Below are 15785 nucleotides of genomic sequence, written 5' to 3' on the forward strand. Positions count from 1 at the left end.
TCAGGCGCGGCCCTGGGGTCCGCCCGGGGTCGCGTTCACCAGGACCAGCGCTGATTCTCGCTGCCGGTGCAGCGGTACATGATCACCGCCTGGCCGGGCCGCGCGCGGGCGTTCTCGATGTCGAGGCACTTGCCCGTGGACTCGCTCCGGATCTGGCCGTCGCGGGCCCGCCAGCGCTGATTGCTCTGGCCGTTGCAGTCGAACGCGATGACCCGCGCGCCGTCGTTGTCGTTGCGATCGGCCACGTCGAGGCACAGGCCGGCGACACGCAGCTCGCCGTTGCGGCGCCACTCGAAACGCTGATTCGAGCCGTTGTGGCAATTGAAGACGATCAGCCCCTGCCCGGGCCGCGCGCTGCCCTCGATGTCGAGACACAGCCCGCCCTGCCCGCGGATCTCGTGCGCGCCCCAACTGCCGCCGGGATCCGGATCGTCGGGCCGATCGTTGTCGCGGTCCTTGCGATCCTTGCTCGCGATCAGCGCGATGCCGGCGATCACCGCCGCGGCCGCGATCGCCGCGCCGACATTGCTGGACCCGTCGCGGCTTCCCGCCGCCTCGGTCGTGAGCTTGAAGCGGCCGCCGCAACCGCCGTCGACCCACAACGACCGGGCCGACAGGTCGTAGCCCCAGGTCTTGCCGAAGCGGCAGCCGCCCGAGGTCTACTCGACCAGGTCGACCTCGGTCGTGCCGTCAGGCAGGCGATAGGTTTCGTAGCCGCCGCGGGAGCGCAGCTCCACGGTCTGTTCGTCGGCCCGCGCCGGCAGGCCGGTCACCATCAACCCCGCCGAGATCGCGGCGGCGATCGCGCGCCGCCCCTTCTCCATCGCTGCTCTGCGCATCTGCTCCCTCCCGTGCCCACTGCGAGGGATGCTAGGTGCTTCAAGCGACGACGTCCAGCACGCGCGGCGTCCCGCCGGCGCGCTCCACATGGCTCCAGAGCAAGGGCCCCAACGACACCTGCACGCTCATGTCCGGGTAACTCACCGCGGTGAAGGTGCCATGGGTGTACGGCGGGGTCTCGATGCGGCTCACCGGCGGTGCTTCCTGGCCCAGCGGATGGCGCCCATAGACGACGTCGGCGCGCGCCTGCGCACGGGCGGCCTCCAGCGGCGACCCCGTCCCGATGAACGGGGACAGTCGCAACTGCACCGAGGGCTCCGGGCCCTGCAGCATCTCCTGCTGGATCCTGTCGCGGTACTCGCGCATCGGATCGCCGTCGAACGGCGACGTCCTCAGCGGCGTCGCCCACACTTCCGTCAGTTTCAAAACGTCCCCGCGGCCTCGGCGCTCATCGCCAATGGCCGCTCCCCCTCGTCGTTCGCATGTCTTGTTCTGGCGACCGGCGCGCGGTGGCGCTCAAGTCGTCGAAGGGCGGGATTTTCCCGGTGGAGCGAAGCGCCGCGGGCCATCGCGCCACGGACAAGGGCGGCCTGCGCCCAGCCTCCGCGATGCCGCGCGCCCCTGGGCTCACGCTTCGGGTTCGGCGGCCGCGGCCAGCGCCATCCTCGCCACGTCGTCCGCGAGCGCCTGCATGAACGACCTCACCAACGCGGGCGGCGGCGGCTCGGCCGGCACGGCGTTCCGCGTCAAGACGCCGCGCAGTCGGGCGGGCCCCCGCTGCCAGTCCACCCCCTGGTGATGCGCCATCCGGAGAAAACAGTCGTACCAGCGCTCCCTCGACAGCTTCGCCAAGCCTGTCTTTTCCCGAGTCCAATCGAGCAAGGCCTCCAATCGATCGACGATGTCCGGCGGCATGTCGGTCATCAAGACGTCCGGCGGGTAGGGCATGCCGGGCCGCGCCTGGAATCGCACGTGCGTCAGCAGGGCCTGATGCAGCGCCGCCTCGACGATCCCCCGATCGCCTTCACAGATCGAAGCCGAGAACTCCCCGTCGATGTCCGGCGCGAGGATCTCCAAGGCGGCATAGGCGCGCTCCATCATCGACGCGGTCATCGTCTCCATCAGGGACTGCTGCAGCACGGCTTCGATCCGATCGGCCTCGTCGGCGTTCAGGCCGACGCCGGGCAAGGTGCCGCCATCCGGTGCCGCGATCAGCCGCAGTCCTTCGCCGATGGCATGGGCGTACAGCCTGCTGTTCTGCACGTGCGACAGCAGGCGGGCGGTGACGCACCGCATGGGCGTGAAGGGCTCGCGGTCGAGTTCCGCCTTCAGCGATGCCAACAGGTGGATCACCGTCGCCCACCCCTGGTTCCGTTTGCTCGTCATCGACCGGCTACGCAACGCCAGTTCGTCGTCGACCATCAAGGCGACCAGCCATTGCGAGAGGCGCCCCCGCTGCATCGACGACATCGGCTGCCCGTGCTTCTCCATCTCGGCATACGCGTGATTCGCGGCCAAGGCCAGCAGCTCCGCGCGGCCGACCCGGCCGAACGCCTGAGCGTGCGCACCCAGCGCCGTCAGCGGATGCCGGCAGGCGTCACGGAGCCGATCGAAGTGAAGGAGTCCGTTCGATCGTCCTCGCAACTGGATTTCCCACCGACCGCGGGGGAGGCACAACGCCTTCTCCAGGCTCCGCGGCATGACGCCGCGCGCCGCCTCCGGCACCACCACGCTCACGAGATTCGAAAACATCCGCTTCAGGGCGCAAAGATCCCGAACGTCCTGGGGCGCGACCACTTGCGAGCACTCGATGCGCCGCACCCACGGCCGCAGCGGCAACGGCGCCTGCGCGGCCCGCGCCGGCGTCGGCACGGCGAGCTTGCGCACCCGCGACGCCCGGTCGACCCACGGCGCCATCTGCACGGCGACGTGCTCGGTGGCCTGCAGCCTGAACGTCGTCAGGTCGCGCAGCACCCCGCTCCGTTCCGCCTCATGGAGGTAGCCGCGCTGCATCCGCGAGGCCTGCTCCGCCGTCATTCCCGCGGGCGGATCCAGGGGGACGTCGATGCAACACGGCCGCTCGTCGTGAAGCTGTTCGAGCAGTCCCCAGGCGAAACCGGCGAACGGCGCGGACGTCCGGTGAGGACGCGGCCTCAGATCCTCCATCAGGGCGCTGGCGGCCCGAGCTTCCCACGCAGTCATGGGCCGGACGCGATCGTCGCCGTCCCGGCATCGGACCGTGGTGAGGGTCAGCAACTCCTCCAGGAAACGCTCCGCGTCGTCGGGCAGCGCATCGCCTCGCGTCAACCAGCGCAGCATGGCCTGTCGCTGCCCCGGAAGACGATCCTCCAGCGCGGCCGCCTGGGGTGATCGAAACGCGGCCTCCAGGGCGGAGGCCACCTCCCCGAGGCGAATCGACTCGCGCACGACGGCATCGTCGACGACGAGGTCGCGAAGGAGTCGCAGGCACGCACGCCAGGGGCGGAAGGCTTCGTCCTCGGCGGCATTGGCGCCGTTTGCGCCGTTTGCGCCGTTTGCGCCGTTTGCGCCGTTTGCGCCGACTGCGGCGTTTGCGCTGGCCGCGGCCCCGGCCCCGGCGCCAGCGCCGGCGGTCCGCGTGGAAACGCCGTCCTGGCCAATGTCGATGCCGGCGTCAGCCTCCAACGGAGCCATCGAGCCGGCGGAGAGCGGTGAGAAGCACACGAGGCGTCGTCCGGCGGAGCTGAAGAAGGGCCGATGAGTCCACGCGCTCCCCAGCGCGTTCGACACCCTGGACGGCACCGCTCTTGAAAGCCGCCTCAATGCTCGCATGTGGGAACGATCGACCCGACGCGCTCCGGCGCAAGAACGGCAGCCATGGTCCTCGTCCTTCTCGCGCTGATCGCGGCGCTGATCTGCTTCTGGCTGCTGAGCCAACCCTGGCGACAGGCCCGGCGCCGTGCCGCGCTGCGCGCGAAAGCCTTCCCCGCGGCCTGGCGCGCGATCCTGCGTCGCAACGTGCCGCAGGCCGCCCGGCTGCCGGCCGACCTGCAATTGAGGCTCAAGCGCCAGATGCAGGTCTTCCTGGCCGAGAAATCCTTCATCGGTTGCGCCGGCCAGGCCATCACCGACGAGGTCCGCGTCACCATCGCCGCCCTCGCCTGCCTGCCGCTGCTGGGCCGGACCCGCGGCTACTACCCGAACCTGAGCTCGGTGCTGGTCTATCCCGGCGCCTTCATCGTCGATCGCGTCCGCCACCAGGGGCCGCTGCAGATGCAACAGCGGCAAGTGCTCAGCGGCGAATCGTGGGGCGAGGGTCAGGTCGTGCTGTCTTGGGACGACGTGCTGCGCGACGCGTCACGGCCGGAGCTCGGCCACAACGTCGCGGTGCACGAGTTCGCGCATCAGCTCGATCAGGAGAAAGGTGTCGCCAACGGCGCGCCGTGGCTGGGCAGCCGCATGCGGCGGGCGCGCTGGGCGGCGGTGATGCAGCAGAGCTTCGACCTGCTGCGCGCGCGGCTCGCGGCCGGGGAGGCCGATCCGCTGGGCGACTATGCCGCCACCGAACCGGCCGAGTTCTTCGCGGTCGCCAGCGAGCGCTTCTTCGGCCAGCCCTGGGCCCTGGCGCAAGCGCATCCGGCGCTGTACGCCGAGCTGCGCAGGTTCTACGAGGTGGATCCGATGCTCTGGTCCTGAACGGGGACCGTCGGCCGCCCGCACGGGGCATCGGTCGATCGCGCGTTCCAGAGCCCGACCGTTCAAGGGCTCAGAAGCCCATCTCCGCGAGCAGCGCATCGACGTCGTCCTGCTGCAGCGCCTTGTCTGGCGTCTGCACGCCGGCCAGCTGTTCCGGCGCGGCATCCGGTGCGGCCGCCGACGCCTGATCGGCCAGCAACTGCTGCAACGGCGCCTCCGCCGGACGCAGCATGCCCAGCACCTTGTTGATCACCTGGCCGGACAGATCCTGAAAGTCCTGCGCCATCATGATCTCGGTCTGCAAACCCTTGACGCGATCCGCGAAGCCCGACGCGCCGGCCGCGTAGGCCGCGCACAGCCGCATCATGGCGCGGGCCCGCTCGACGCTCAGGTCCGGCGCGGCGGCGAGCCGCTGCAGCGATTCGGACAGCTCGGCACCCTGCCGGCGCACGGCCTCGGCATCGTCCTGCGCGGCCTCCACCAGTCCCAGCACCTTGCTGGCCGCCTGGTCGGTCATGCGCTTGACGTAGTCCAGACGCTCGCACGCGTCGGGCAACTCGCGCGACAGCTTGTGCAGCGCCTCGTGCGCGGCCACCGCGCTGGGGTTTTGGAGGTCGGACATGGGCTTTCCTGTTGGCCCGAAATCTTAGTTCTGCAACCGGTGTAACTAACGGAAAGGGACCCCTGCACCCGTGCATTTTTGGGGGAGATTCCTTCATTTAAGCAGTCGTCAAACCGGGTCGCCTGTAGTCTTCATCCCGTCCGTCCGCTGACCGTTTTTGTTGCGCGATCAGTCTCATGAACATGGCCACCACCCGCTCCTCCTCCGGCGTCAGCCGCGCCAATCTCAAACCGCGCGGCACCGCCCCCGCCGCATCCGCCAGACAGGACGCGAGCTTCGCCGCCGCGCCCCGCATGGCCGCCGCGACGCCCGCGCCATCGGCATTGCGCGACGTCAGCGACATCATCGTCGGCGTGGCGCTGATCCTGGGCGTGCTGGCGGCCCTGCTGCTGCTGACGCTGTACACGCGAGACAGCATGCTGATCGGAAAATCGCTCAACGAGCAGAGCCAGAACAAGACCGCCACGATGGTTTGCAAGGACGGACGTGTCTCCCGCGGCGACGACTCGCTGCGCGACCGCATCGTCGAGGATGGCGTCTTCGTCTGCACCGACTGGCGCACGCTGCAGGCGATCCAGCAGGAAGAGTCCGAGCGCGGGATGCGCAAGTACTAGCCTTCCCTGGCCCGTTCGGGCCGGGGCCGCGGTCCGGCTCAGGACCAGAGGTCCAGCGGCGGCTCGTGCGTCATGCCGCGCAGCAGGTCGCTGCGCGAGAGAAAACCTTGCAACTGCCCGTTCGCATCGGCCACCGGCAGCCCGGGCAGGCCCAGATCGAGCATCAATTGAGCCGCCTCGCGCAGCGGCGTGTCCGACTGCGCGACCGGCACCGGCGTCCACATCACGTCATCGACCGGTGACACCAGCCGGCGCGCGATGGCGGCCATCTCGGCCGCCTCGTCGAGGTCGTCCGGCAGCCCCCGCATCAGATCGGCGCGCGTGATCAGGCCGCGCACCTCGCCCATCGGGCCCAGCACCGGCGCCTGCCCCACGCCGGCCCGCGACATCGTCCGCGAGGCCTGCCGCAGCGTCGCGCCGGAGCGCACGCTCACCAGCTTGCGGCTCATCAGCTGGTGCACTTGCGTCAGCGCCTGCCGCACGGGCTCGCCGGCATAGGCGGCCAGCGCCTCCTGCGCGACGTAGGCGGACGGGCCGGTGGCGCCGCCACCGCCTCCGCCCCCCTGGCTGAGCCCGGCCAGCACCACCGACGACGGCGTCAGGTCGCCCTGGCGGGCCACCGGCTCGACCGCCCGCGTGCGCGCGACGGCCTGCACCGGCGCAAGCTCGCGGACCTGCTCGAGGCCGCCGGTGTAGATCTTTCCGGAGGTGCCGTAGACGGAGAACATCCGGTCAGGATGACACAGCGCGGCGGCGGCCCGCATCCAGGAGAACACGCACGGCGACTGCGATCCGCGGCGCGGCCGGCGCGAGCGCGGCGGCCTCGCCGGCCGGCGAGCCCCTGGCATCGGGCTCGGCGGTCGCGGCTCCGCGCCCAACCGCGATCACGGCACGGGAAAGGCCGTCTCGTACTTCACCTCGCGCAGCACGACGTTGCTGCGCACACTGGACACGCCCGCCACCTTGAAGATCTTGGCCTGCAGGAACTGGTCGTAGGCCTTCATGTCGGGCGCGACGATCTTCATGACGTAGTCGGCCTCTCCGGTGATCGCCTGGCATTCGACGATCTCCGGGCTGGACGCCACCATCGCCTCGAAGGCCTCCACCGCGCCCTCGTTGTGCCGGACCAGGCTGACGTTGGCCAGCACGCAGATCGACAGGCCCAGCTGCTCCCGATCCACCAGCGCCACATGCCGGCGGATCACGCCGCGCTCTTCCAGCTCCTTGATGCGGCGCCAGACCGGTGTCGCCGACAGGCCGACCCGGTCCGCCAATTGCTGCGTGCTCTGGCGCGCGTCCGCCTGCAAGGCCTCCAGGATCAGCCGCGTCGCACGATCGAAACGTTCATTTTCCATTCAACGCATTCCTGAGTTCGTTTTGCTCCAAACAACCCTGATGTCGAGCGAACAGAGCAAGCAACCGCGCATTGTCTCGTAAAGAATCCCTTCTTCACACACAAGATGCGGCCCGCCCCCATGCGGTCCGCGCATTTCCCGCCGCGGAGACCCGCCATGTCCCAAGCCACTTCCGCTCCCACGCTGCGCCCGTATCAGCTGTCGGACAACCTGGCCGCCAGCTCGGGGGCCGTCTTCCTGACGGGCACGCAGGCCCTCGTGCGCCTGCTGCTGATGCAGAAGGCGCAAGACGAACGCCACGGCCTGAAGACCGCCGGCTTCGTCAGCGGCTACCGCGGCAGCCCGCTGGGCATGGTCGACCAGCAGCTGTGGAAGGCCAGGAAGTTCCTCGACAAGGCGCAGGTCAACTTCCTGCCCGCCATCAACGAGGACCTGGCCGCCACCGCCTGCCTGGGCGTGCAGCGCGTCGCGCTGGACCCCAAGCGCACCGTCGACGGCGTCTTCGCCATGTGGTACGGCAAGGGCCCGGGCGTGGACCGCTCGGGCGACGCGCTCAAGCACGGCAACGTCTACGGCACGGCGACGCAGGGCGGCGTGCTGGTCGTGTGCGGCGACGACCACGGCTGCGTCTCGTCCTCGACCCCGCATCAGAGCGACCTCGCGCTGCAGGCCTGGTCGATGCCGCTGGTGCATCCGGGCAACGTCGCGGAGTACCTGGAGTTCGGCCTCTATGGCTGGGCGCTGTCGCGGTTCTCCGGCGCCTGGGTCGGCTTCAAGGCGATCTCGGAAGTGGTCGAGTCCGGCATGACGGTGGACCTGGACGCCGTGCCGCTCGACTTCGAGCTCCCCGTCGATCACACCCCGCCCACCGACCTGCACATCCGCGCGGTCGACCTGCCGTCGCTGGAGCTGGAATCGCGCCTGGCGCACAAGATCGACGCGGTGCTGGCCTTCGCCAAGGTCAACTCCATCGACAAGCACATCGTCGTCAGCCCGCGCGCGACGCTTGGCATCGTCACCGTCGGCAAGGCGCATTACGACTTCATGGAAGTGCTGCGCCGCCTGGACCTCGACCCCAACGCGCTGGCCGCCGCCGGCGTGCGCGTCTACAAGGTCGGCCTGGTGTATCCGCTGGAGCCGACGCGCATCCGCGAATTCGCGCAGGGCCTGACCGACATGCTGGTCATCGAGGAAAAGGCCCCGGTCGTCGAGCGCCAGATCAAGGAGCTGCTCTACCACCTGCCCGACGCGCAACGCCCCAGCGTCGTCGGCAAGTCCGACGAGCACGGCGCCGCGGTGCTGAGCGCGCTCGGCGAGCTGCGGCCGTCGCGCATCATGCCGACCGTCGCCGACTGGCTGGCGCGGCTGAATCCGGCGCTGGACCGGCGCCACCTGGTGGTGGACTTCCTGACCCCGTGCCTGCTGTCCAACGGCGCCGACGCGGTGCGCCGCCAGCCCTACTTCTGCTCGGGCTGCCCGCACAACACGTCGACCAAGCTGCCCGAGGGCTCGCGCGCGCTGGCCGGCATCGGCTGCCACTTCATGGCGAGCTGGATGGAGCGCGGCACCTCCGGCCTGATCCAGATGGGCGCCGAGGGCGTGGACTGGGCGGCGCACTCGCGCTTCACCACCGAGAAGCATGTCTTCCAGAACCTGGGCGACGGCACCTACTACCACTCGGGCTACCTGGCGATCCGGCAGGCCATCGCGGCCAAGGCCAACATCACCTACAAGATCCTCTACAACGACGCCGTCGCGATGACCGGCGGCCAGCCGGTCGACGGCCAGACCAGCGTGCCGCAGATCGCGCGCCAGGTCGAGGCCGAGGGCGTGAAGCGCCTGGTCGTGGTCTCCGACGAGATCGGCAAGTACGACGGCCATCACGGCCTCTTCCCTGCTGGCACCACCTTCCACGATCGCGCGGAGCTGGACGCGGTGCAGCGCGAGCTGCGCGAGATCGAGGGCGTCACCGTCCTGATCTACGACCAGACCTGCGCCGCCGAGAAGCGCCGCCGCCGCAAGAAGGGCGAGTTCCCCGACCCGGACAAGCGCATCTTCATCAACGAGTCCGTCTGCGAGGGCTGCGGCGACTGCGGCCAGGCCAGCAACTGCCTGTCCGTGGTGCCGGTGGAGACCGACTGGGGCCGCAAGCGCGCGATCGAGCAAAGCAGCTGCAACAAGGACTTCAGCTGCGTGAACGGCTTCTGCCCGAGCTTCGTCTCGGTGCACGGCGCCAAGCTCAAGAAGCGCGCCGGCGCCGCCTTCGGCCCCGCCGACCTGGCGCGCGAGATCGCCGCCATCCAGCCGCCCGCGACCTGGGCGTGGACAGGTCCGTTCGACATGCTGGTCACCGGCGTCGGCGGCACCGGCGTGGTGACGGTGGGCGCGCTGATCACGATGGCCGCGCACCTGGAAGGCAAGCAGAGCTCGGTGCTGGACTTCATGGGCTTCGCGCAGAAGGGCGGCGCGGTGCTGTCCTTCGTGCGCGTCGCGCCGACGCAGGACCTGCTCAACCAGGTCCGCATCGACACGCAGCAGGCCGACGTGCTGCTGGCCTGCGACATGGTGGTCGGCGCCAGCGCCGACGCGCTCGCGACCATCAAGGCCGGCCGCACCGTGATCCTGGCCAACACGCATGAGCTGCCGACGGCCGCCTTCGTCCGCAACCCCGACGCCAGCCTGCAGGCCGACTCGCTGATGGCCAAGATGCGGCACGCGGTCGGCGAAGGCGCGGACCTGCTCGCCGTCATCGACGCGCAGGACATCGCGCAGCGGCTGATGGGCGACACGATGCCGTCCAACATCGTCATGCTGGGCGCCTGCTGGCAACGCGGCCTGGTGCCGGTGAGCCTCGAAGCGCTGATGCGCGCGATCGAGCTCAACGGCGTCGCGGTCGAGAACAACAAGACCGCCTTCGCGCTGGGCCGCCTGGCCATCGCCGCGCCGCAGGCGCTGCAACGCCTGGCCGGCGAGCAGCCCGCGAAGGTGCAGTGGCTCAACTTCGACCAGCTCGACGGCCCCGAGGGCCTGATCGCCCGCCGCAAGGCCTTCCTGACCGACTACCAGGACGCCGCCTACGCGGGCCGCTACGAGGCGCTGGTGCAGCGCGTGCGGTCCGCCGAAACCGCGCTCGGCGAAGCGGGCAAGAGCCTGCGCCTGACCAAGGCCGTGGCGCGTTACTACGCCAAGCTGCTGGCCATCAAGGACGAGTACGAGGTCGCCCGCCTGTACACCGACGGCAAGTTCGAGGCCGCGCTGAAGGCGCAGTTCGAGGACTGGGACCACCTCAGCTTCCACATGGCGCCGCCGCTGCTGTCCAGGCCGGGCGCGGACGGCCGCGCGAAGAAGGTCGAACTCGGCTCCTGGACCTTCAAGGCGCTGAAGACGCTGACCAAGCTCAAGGGCTTGCGCGGTGGCGCGCTCGACATCTTCGGCAAGACCGAAGAGCGTCGCATCGAGCGCCAGTTGGTCCGCGACTACGAGGCGCTCGTCGACGAACTGCTGCGCGATCTGAGCGCGGAGAAGCTCGACATCGCGGTCAAGCTCGCCCGTCTGCCCGAGGGCATCCGCGGCTACGGCCACGTGAAGCTGGCGAACGTCGTCACCGTGCGCGCGCAATGGAAGGATTTGCTCGACCGCTTCCATGGTCGCGCGGTGGCAAGCCCCGTCGCTGTCATTCCGCTGACGAAGGCCCCGGAACGTGTGAAGGGCGTGGCGGAGCTCTGACCCGTCGGCCGACGCCTGCCGGTTCGGCGCCCCGCTCTGAAGGGGGAGCGGGCCGTCAGGCGGCGCGCAATTCGACATTCGTCAAGGTGCGGCGCGGCGAAGGCAAGGAAGCTGGGGGCTTGTCCGACTTTCCCAGCGCGGTCCGATGACCCGGGCTGCTCCCCTGCCATGCCGACGATCCTGAAGTTCGACGGACTGCGGGCGGTGATCTACCTCAACGATCACCGGCCCGGCCAAGTCCACGTGATGGGCCAGGGCTGCGAAGCCCGCTTCGACTTGCGCTGCCCGCACGGGCCGCTGGAGCTGCGCGAGAACCACTTCTTCACGCATGCCCGGCTGAACCGCATCGCCGCGCTGCTGGGCGGCCAGGTGCAGCGCCTGTGCAAGGACTGGAGGACGCTTCATGGCCGGCATTGACCCCGAGCGCGACGTCGACGTCAGCGCCGGCCCCTTCCCGCACCTGGACCTGGATCTGGATCTGGACGCCCCGCCGGACGCGCGGCCCGCGGCCGACCCCATCGGCGCGCAGGCCTACGAGGCCGCCGACATGCAGGGCGCGTTGCAGCGCTCGCTGCTGCCGGCGGCGGTCGCGGTGCGCTACGACGGCGAGACCGACCGGGTGACGGTGATCCTCGACACCGGCGTCGAACTGGCCTTCGCGCCGCGACTGGTGCAGGGCCTGGGCAGCGCCGAGATCGACGACCTCTCCGAGGCCGAGATCTCCCCCTCCGGCCACGGCCTGCACTTCCCGCGCCTGAACGCGGACGTGTATCTGCCGGGTCTGCTGGAGGGCGTCATGGGCACCCGGCGATGGATGGCCGCCATGGCCCGCGCGACGCCGCTGCGCGTGGTGCCGCGCGACGCGCCGTGGGAGATCAAGCGCCCCTGACCGAGGTCGTCGACGCGCCTGCCGTACCCGGTACAACTGTGAAGTAGCGCAAAGGCCTCTGGACAGGCGCGACCGAGGGGCGGCATGCTTGTCACATGTCACCCGCGACACGGACCCCGCCCATGCCTTCCTCCCCCCCTGCGGCGCTGCGCCGCCGCACGCTGCTGCTCAGCGCCACAGCGGCCGCGGCCCTCGCCGCCTGCGGCGGCATGGGCACCGCGCCGAACGTCCCGATGGACGCGCAGCAGCGGCTGCGCGCCGCCAACCGCATCGGCTGGGGCGCCACGCAAACGCAGCTGGACGAGATCGCCAGCCAAGGTTGGGGCCGCTATGTCGAGCGCCAGTTGAAGGCCGATCCACGCGCGCCGCTGCCGGGGCCGGTCCAGGCCCAGATCGATGCGCTGGGCATCAGCCAGGGCGACGTGGCCAGTCGTGTCTGGACCGCCGAGTCCTTCCGCCGCAACGGCGAGAAGAACGACAAGACGGATGCCGCCAGCACCGAGGAACAACGCGTCGCGGCCCGCAAGGCCTACCAGGACGCGCAGAACCTGGCCGCGCGCGAGACCGGCGAACGGCAGTTGCTGCGCGAGCTCTATTCCGACCAGCAACTGCTGGAGCACATCGACTGGTTCTGGTTCAACCACTTCAACGTGCACCAGGGCAAGCGCGACATCCGCCTGATGCTGTCCGACTACCAGGACCGCGCGCTGCGCCCGCAAGCGCTGGGCTCCTTCCGGCGGATGCTGGGCGCGGTGGCCCGGCATCCGGCGATGCTGCGCTACCTGGACAACGACCAGAACGCCGTCCGCGCGATCAACGAGAACTACGCGCGGGAGATGCTGGAGCTGCACACCATGGGCGTCGACGGCGGCTACACGCAGCGCGACGTGCAGGAGCTGGCACGCGTGCTGACCGGCTTCGGCGTGCGCATCGACCCGGACCCGGCCAAGGTCGCCCCCAAGTTCGCGTCCATGTACCGCCGCGACGGCCTCTTCGAGTTCCATCCCGCGCGCCACGACTTCGGCGACAAGCAACTGCTCGGCCGCACCATCAAGGGCCGTGGGGCGGAAGAGCTGGATGAAGTGCTGGACCTGCTCGTCGCGCAGCCGGCCACCGCGCGTTTCGTCAGCCGCAAGCTGGCGGTGTATTTCCTCAGCGACCAGCCGCCGCCGGACCTCGTCGACGCCATGACCGCGGCCTTCCTGCGCAGCAAGGGCGACATTCCCGCGACGCTGCGGCCGTTGCTCTACTCGCCTCAGTTCGCCGCCGACGGCGCGCCGAAGTTCAAGGACCCGCAGCACTACCTGCTCTCCAGCCTGCGGGCGGGTTTCGAGCAACGCGCGGTGCAGAACCCGCAGCCGCTGCAGCAATGGCTGCGCCGGTTGGGCCAGGGCCTCTACGACAAGCAGACGCCCGACGGCTACCCGCTCACGGCCGATGCCTGGAACAGCCCGGGCCAGATGACGCAGCGCTTCGAGGTCGCGCGCCAGATCGGCGGCGGCGCCGTCGCGCTGTTCCGTCCCGACGGCACCAACGCGCCGGTTCCCATGCCTGATCTGCAGCCGCTGCGCGCGCGGCTCGAACCCACGCTGGCGCCGGCCACCCGCACCGCGCTGGCTCAGACCGGCAATGCGCAGCAGTGGCTGACGCTGCTGCTGTCCAGCCCTGATTTCATGTACCGCTGAAGGCACCGGAGACCGCCATGCAACGACGTCATCTACTGCAGGCCATGGCCGCCGGTTCGCTCACGCTGCCGGGGGTACGCCTGTTCGCCGCCGGCGCCGACCGCCCGCGCTTCCTGCTCGTGTTCCTGCGCGGCGGCTACGACGCGACCAACCTGCTGGTCCCGGTCGGCAGCAGCTTCTATTACGAGCAACGTCCGCGCATCGCCATCGCCAAGCCGGGTCCGGTCACCGCCGCCAGCGGCACGCTCGACACCGCGGCAGCCCTGCCCATCAATGCCGACTGGGGCTTGCACCCGGCGCTGCGCAACAGCGTGCACCCGCTGATGCAGGCCGGCCAGGCGCGATTCATTCCCTTCGCGGGCACGGAGGACCTGTCCCGCAGCCACTTCGAGACGCAGGACAGCATCGAACTGGGGCAGCCCGTCGGCGGCTCGCGCAACTACAACTCCGGCTTCCTGAATCGCCTGGCGGCGGAGCTGGACGCGCAGCAGGCGCTGTCCTTCACGGACCAGTTGCCCATCGCGTTCCGCGGCCCGGTCCGCATCGCCAACGCCGGCTTGCGCGAGACCGCGCGTCCTGCGGTCGATGCCAAGAACCGCGCGCTGATCGCCGGCATGTACCAGGGCCAGCCGCTGGGAGAGAGCGTCGAGGAGGGTCTGGCGCTGCGCGAGGAACTCGCGCGCGACCTGTCTCCGGACAAGATGAAGGCCATGACCGACGCCGCCGGCCGCAACGCGATTCCCGCCAAGGGTTTCGAGCTGGAGGCACGCCGCATCGCCACGTTGATGCGAGGCCGATTCAGCCTGGGCTTCATCGACATCGGCGGTTGGGACACCCACGTCAACCAGGGCGGCGCGACGGGCCAACTGGCCAATCGTTTCGAGGAAGTCGGCCGGGGCCTTGGCGCCATCGCTGATGAACTGGGCCCCGACATCTGGCGCCAGACGACGGTGATGGTGATCAGCGAATTCGGGCGCACCTTCCGCGAGAACGGCAACCGCGGCACCGACCATGGACACGGCAGCGTGTACTGGCTGCTGGGCGGGGGTCTTGCCAGTGGTGGTGCCGTGGCTGGCGACCAGATTCCGCTGACCGCGACGACGCTCTTCCAGAACCGTGACTATCCGGTCCTGAACGACTACCGCGCGGTCCTTGGCGGCCTGTGGCAGCGCCAGTTCGGCCTGTCCAACGCGGCGCTGTCCCGCGTCTTCCCGGGCGTGACGCCCAAGGATCTGCGGCTGATCTGAGCCCGCCCGAGGTCCTACCGGACCTCTCTCAGACTCGCCCGAGTCATCACCGCCACTGCGCGCGCCTGCTGGTTGCCTCGGTCGGCGCGTCCCGCGAACGCGGGCAAGCCTTCGCAGCGAGGAGGGTGAGCGGCAGCGAGCGGTGGGGGTTCCAGTAGCAGTGCTGGACGAGTCTCGGAGCGCAGTGACGAGCGACGGACCGCGTGTCAGCGAGCAAGCTCGCCGGGAGTCAGCGCTTCTTTTGCTTCCTTTTCTGGGCGCGACCAGAAAAGGGAGTCGCCCGCCGGGGCGAAATCCCGGCGGGCTGCAGAGAGAGAGCTGGGGAGGGGAAGAAGGAGCTAAAGCCCCCACCCCCCACAAGCACATCCCCCTCCCCTTGCAGATGCGACAAATTCTCATCTAGGATATCTCTTCAAACGACAAAAGGACTCCTGCGGATCCCCGCAACCAGTGCACCTTGCGGAGAGGCCGAGCCCCCATCAGATCGGCATCGTTGGGCGGCCTGGTCTCTCTCTCTTTTTGCGCCGCGGGGTCTCATCGGGCATTGCCTTTGCCGTTGACCTACCGGACGCTGCCGTCCGCCGGTCGTCAAGTTCATCAGCCACAGCAAGCGTTCCTGCCAGCCCGTGCCCACCGATCCCCGGGTCACGATCCGCCCCAGCCAGGAGTCGCCATGCCGCAGTCCCTGCCGCCGTATTTGCCGCGAGCGGCCAAGCCCGCCATCGAACGGCCGGGCGCGGCCTCCCAGGCGGCCCCGATGTCCGCCGAGGGCGGATGCGCCGCCGCCGACCACCCGGGGGTGGAGTGCCTGCGCTGGATGGGATTGAAGATCGCGTGTGGCCTCTCCCCGGACGACCCGGTGCTGCTCAGGCGCCACCAACTGACGCTGGAGCAATTGGTGGAAGCCGGGGTTCTGGCCCCCATCCCTGCCCACGAACAAGCCTTGCGCCTGCTCTACGGCAGCGCTCACAACACACTGCTACCCTGGCACTGGCGCCGCGCCTGCCTGGACCACCTGACCCGTCCGCTGGCGGAGCTGCAGCGTCTGGCGGCGATCCATGGCGATGCCGCCCTGACCGCTCGGCTGCGGCGATTCCAGTGGCGGCTGAGCCGAGGCCCTCTCCTGGACTGA

The 15785-nt window shown here is 69.8% G+C and carries 14 protein-coding genes and 1 pseudogene; 8 read left to right on the plus strand and 7 right to left on the minus strand.

Annotated elements, in window-relative coordinates; all coding sequences use genetic code 11:
* Positions 1 to 35: 35 nt before the first annotated feature.
* The 4 genes and pseudogenes from CDN99_RS12840 to CDN99_RS12850 form a co-directional block, all read right to left on the minus strand.
* A pseudogene (locus tag CDN99_RS12840) lies at positions 36 to 647 on the minus strand (lectin); the annotation flags it as partial.
* A 12-nt stretch (positions 648 to 659) separates the two neighbouring features.
* Positions 660 to 839, minus strand: coding sequence for a hypothetical protein (locus CDN99_RS29285; RefSeq protein WP_238139506.1), 180 nt, complete (start codon positions 837 to 839; stop codon positions 660 to 662).
* A gap of 40 nt (positions 840 to 879) precedes the next feature.
* Entirely contained in the window at positions 880 to 1266 is a 387-nt protein-coding gene (locus tag CDN99_RS12845) for a hypothetical protein (RefSeq protein WP_141100758.1), read from the minus strand.
* A gap of 201 nt (positions 1267 to 1467) precedes the next feature.
* On the minus strand, positions 1468 to 3504 hold the full coding sequence (locus tag CDN99_RS12850) for a hypothetical protein (RefSeq protein WP_088385274.1): 2037 nt from the start codon (positions 3502 to 3504) through the stop codon (positions 1468 to 1470).
* Between the two features lie 192 nt (positions 3505 to 3696).
* Here CDN99_RS12850 and CDN99_RS12855 point away from each other — a divergent pair, with 192 nt between their 5' ends.
* Positions 3697 to 4515 carry a M90 family metallopeptidase gene (locus CDN99_RS12855; RefSeq protein ID WP_088385275.1) on the plus strand — a complete coding sequence of 273 codons (819 nt, stop codon included), beginning with the start codon at positions 3697 to 3699 and terminating at the stop codon, positions 4513 to 4515.
* A 70-nt stretch (positions 4516 to 4585) separates the two neighbouring features.
* Here the strand turns inward: CDN99_RS12855 and CDN99_RS12860 are convergent, their stop codons facing one another.
* Entirely contained in the window at positions 4586 to 5137 is a 552-nt protein-coding gene (locus CDN99_RS12860; protein ID WP_088385276.1) for a protein phosphatase CheZ, read from the minus strand.
* 176 nt (positions 5138 to 5313) lie between these two features.
* Between CDN99_RS12860 and CDN99_RS12865 the strand changes: the two genes are divergently transcribed.
* Positions 5314 to 5751: a hypothetical protein gene (locus CDN99_RS12865; protein WP_088385277.1), complete on the plus strand. Its 438-nt coding sequence runs from the start codon at positions 5314 to 5316 to the stop codon at positions 5749 to 5751.
* Positions 5752 to 5789: 38 nt separating this feature from the next.
* Here the strand turns inward: CDN99_RS12865 and CDN99_RS12870 are convergent, their stop codons facing one another.
* Both CDN99_RS12870 and CDN99_RS12875 read right to left on the minus strand, forming a co-directional pair.
* On the minus strand, positions 5790 to 6527 hold the full coding sequence (locus tag CDN99_RS12870; protein WP_158218836.1) for a CBS domain-containing protein: 738 nt from the start codon (positions 6525 to 6527) through the stop codon (positions 5790 to 5792).
* A 108-nt stretch (positions 6528 to 6635) separates the two neighbouring features.
* Positions 6636 to 7106, minus strand: coding sequence for an Lrp/AsnC family transcriptional regulator (locus CDN99_RS12875; RefSeq protein ID WP_088385279.1), 471 nt, complete (start codon positions 7104 to 7106; stop codon positions 6636 to 6638).
* A 156-nt stretch (positions 7107 to 7262) separates the two neighbouring features.
* On the opposite strand from CDN99_RS12875, the gene CDN99_RS12880 reads away from it, so the two are divergent.
* The 6 genes from CDN99_RS12880 to CDN99_RS12905 all read left to right on the plus strand — a co-directional run bounded on the left by CDN99_RS12880 (position 7263) and on the right by CDN99_RS12905 (position 15785).
* The gene (locus CDN99_RS12880; protein WP_088385280.1) at positions 7263 to 10832 is read left to right on the plus strand and encodes an indolepyruvate ferredoxin oxidoreductase family protein; all 3570 of its coding nucleotides are present in this window, start codon (positions 7263 to 7265) and stop codon (positions 10830 to 10832) included.
* Between the two features lie 168 nt (positions 10833 to 11000).
* Positions 11001 to 11249 (plus strand): DUF4160 domain-containing protein, encoded by a 249-nt coding sequence (locus CDN99_RS12885; protein ID WP_088385281.1) that lies wholly within the window; start codon positions 11001 to 11003, stop codon positions 11247 to 11249.
* Positions 11236 to 11721: a DUF2442 domain-containing protein gene (locus tag CDN99_RS12890; protein ID WP_088385282.1), complete on the plus strand. Its 486-nt coding sequence runs from the start codon at positions 11236 to 11238 to the stop codon at positions 11719 to 11721. Before CDN99_RS12885 ends, CDN99_RS12890 begins: the two co-directional genes overlap by 14 nt.
* 122 nt (positions 11722 to 11843) lie before the next feature.
* A complete protein-coding gene (locus tag CDN99_RS12895; protein WP_088385283.1) occupies positions 11844 to 13406 on the plus strand; it encodes a DUF1800 domain-containing protein in 1563 nt (520 codons plus the stop codon).
* A 17-nt stretch (positions 13407 to 13423) separates the two neighbouring features.
* Positions 13424 to 14653: a DUF1501 domain-containing protein gene (locus CDN99_RS12900; protein WP_088385284.1), complete on the plus strand. Its 1230-nt coding sequence runs from the start codon at positions 13424 to 13426 to the stop codon at positions 14651 to 14653.
* Positions 14654 to 15326: 673 nt separating this feature from the next.
* On the plus strand, positions 15327 to 15785 hold the full coding sequence (locus CDN99_RS12905; RefSeq protein ID WP_088385285.1) for a hypothetical protein: 459 nt from the start codon (positions 15327 to 15329) through the stop codon (positions 15783 to 15785).

The sequence above is a fragment of the Roseateles aquatilis genome (genome assembly GCF_002205645.1).
In the GTDB taxonomy this organism is placed as follows: Bacteria; Pseudomonadota; Gammaproteobacteria; order Burkholderiales; family Burkholderiaceae_C; genus Roseateles; species Roseateles aquatilis.

Excerpts from the sequence above, each read along its gene's own strand:
- CDN99_RS29285 (WP_238139506.1), bottom strand. The coding sequence starts at position 839 with ATGCGCAGAGCAGCGATGGAGAAGGGGCGGCGCGCGATCGCCGCCGCG.
- CDN99_RS12855 (WP_088385275.1), top strand. The coding sequence starts at position 3,697 with ATGGTCCTCGTCCTTCTCGCGCTGATCGCGGCGCTGATCTGCTTCTGG.
- CDN99_RS12860 (WP_088385276.1), bottom strand. The coding sequence starts at position 5,137 with ATGTCCGACCTCCAAAACCCCAGCGCGGTGGCCGCGCACGAGGCGCTG.
- CDN99_RS12865 (WP_088385277.1), top strand. The coding sequence starts at position 5,314 with ATGAACATGGCCACCACCCGCTCCTCCTCCGGCGTCAGCCGCGCCAAT.
- CDN99_RS12875 (WP_088385279.1), bottom strand. The coding sequence starts at position 7,106 with ATGGAAAATGAACGTTTCGATCGTGCGACGCGGCTGATCCTGGAGGCC.
- CDN99_RS12880 (WP_088385280.1), top strand. The coding sequence starts at position 7,263 with ATGTCCCAAGCCACTTCCGCTCCCACGCTGCGCCCGTATCAGCTGTCG.
- CDN99_RS12885 (WP_088385281.1), top strand. The coding sequence starts at position 11,001 with ATGCCGACGATCCTGAAGTTCGACGGACTGCGGGCGGTGATCTACCTC.
- CDN99_RS12890 (WP_088385282.1), top strand. The coding sequence starts at position 11,236 with ATGGCCGGCATTGACCCCGAGCGCGACGTCGACGTCAGCGCCGGCCCC.
- CDN99_RS12895 (WP_088385283.1), top strand. The coding sequence starts at position 11,844 with ATGCCTTCCTCCCCCCCTGCGGCGCTGCGCCGCCGCACGCTGCTGCTC.
- CDN99_RS12900 (WP_088385284.1), top strand. The coding sequence starts at position 13,424 with ATGCAACGACGTCATCTACTGCAGGCCATGGCCGCCGGTTCGCTCACG.
- CDN99_RS12905 (WP_088385285.1), top strand. The coding sequence starts at position 15,327 with ATGCCGCAGTCCCTGCCGCCGTATTTGCCGCGAGCGGCCAAGCCCGCC.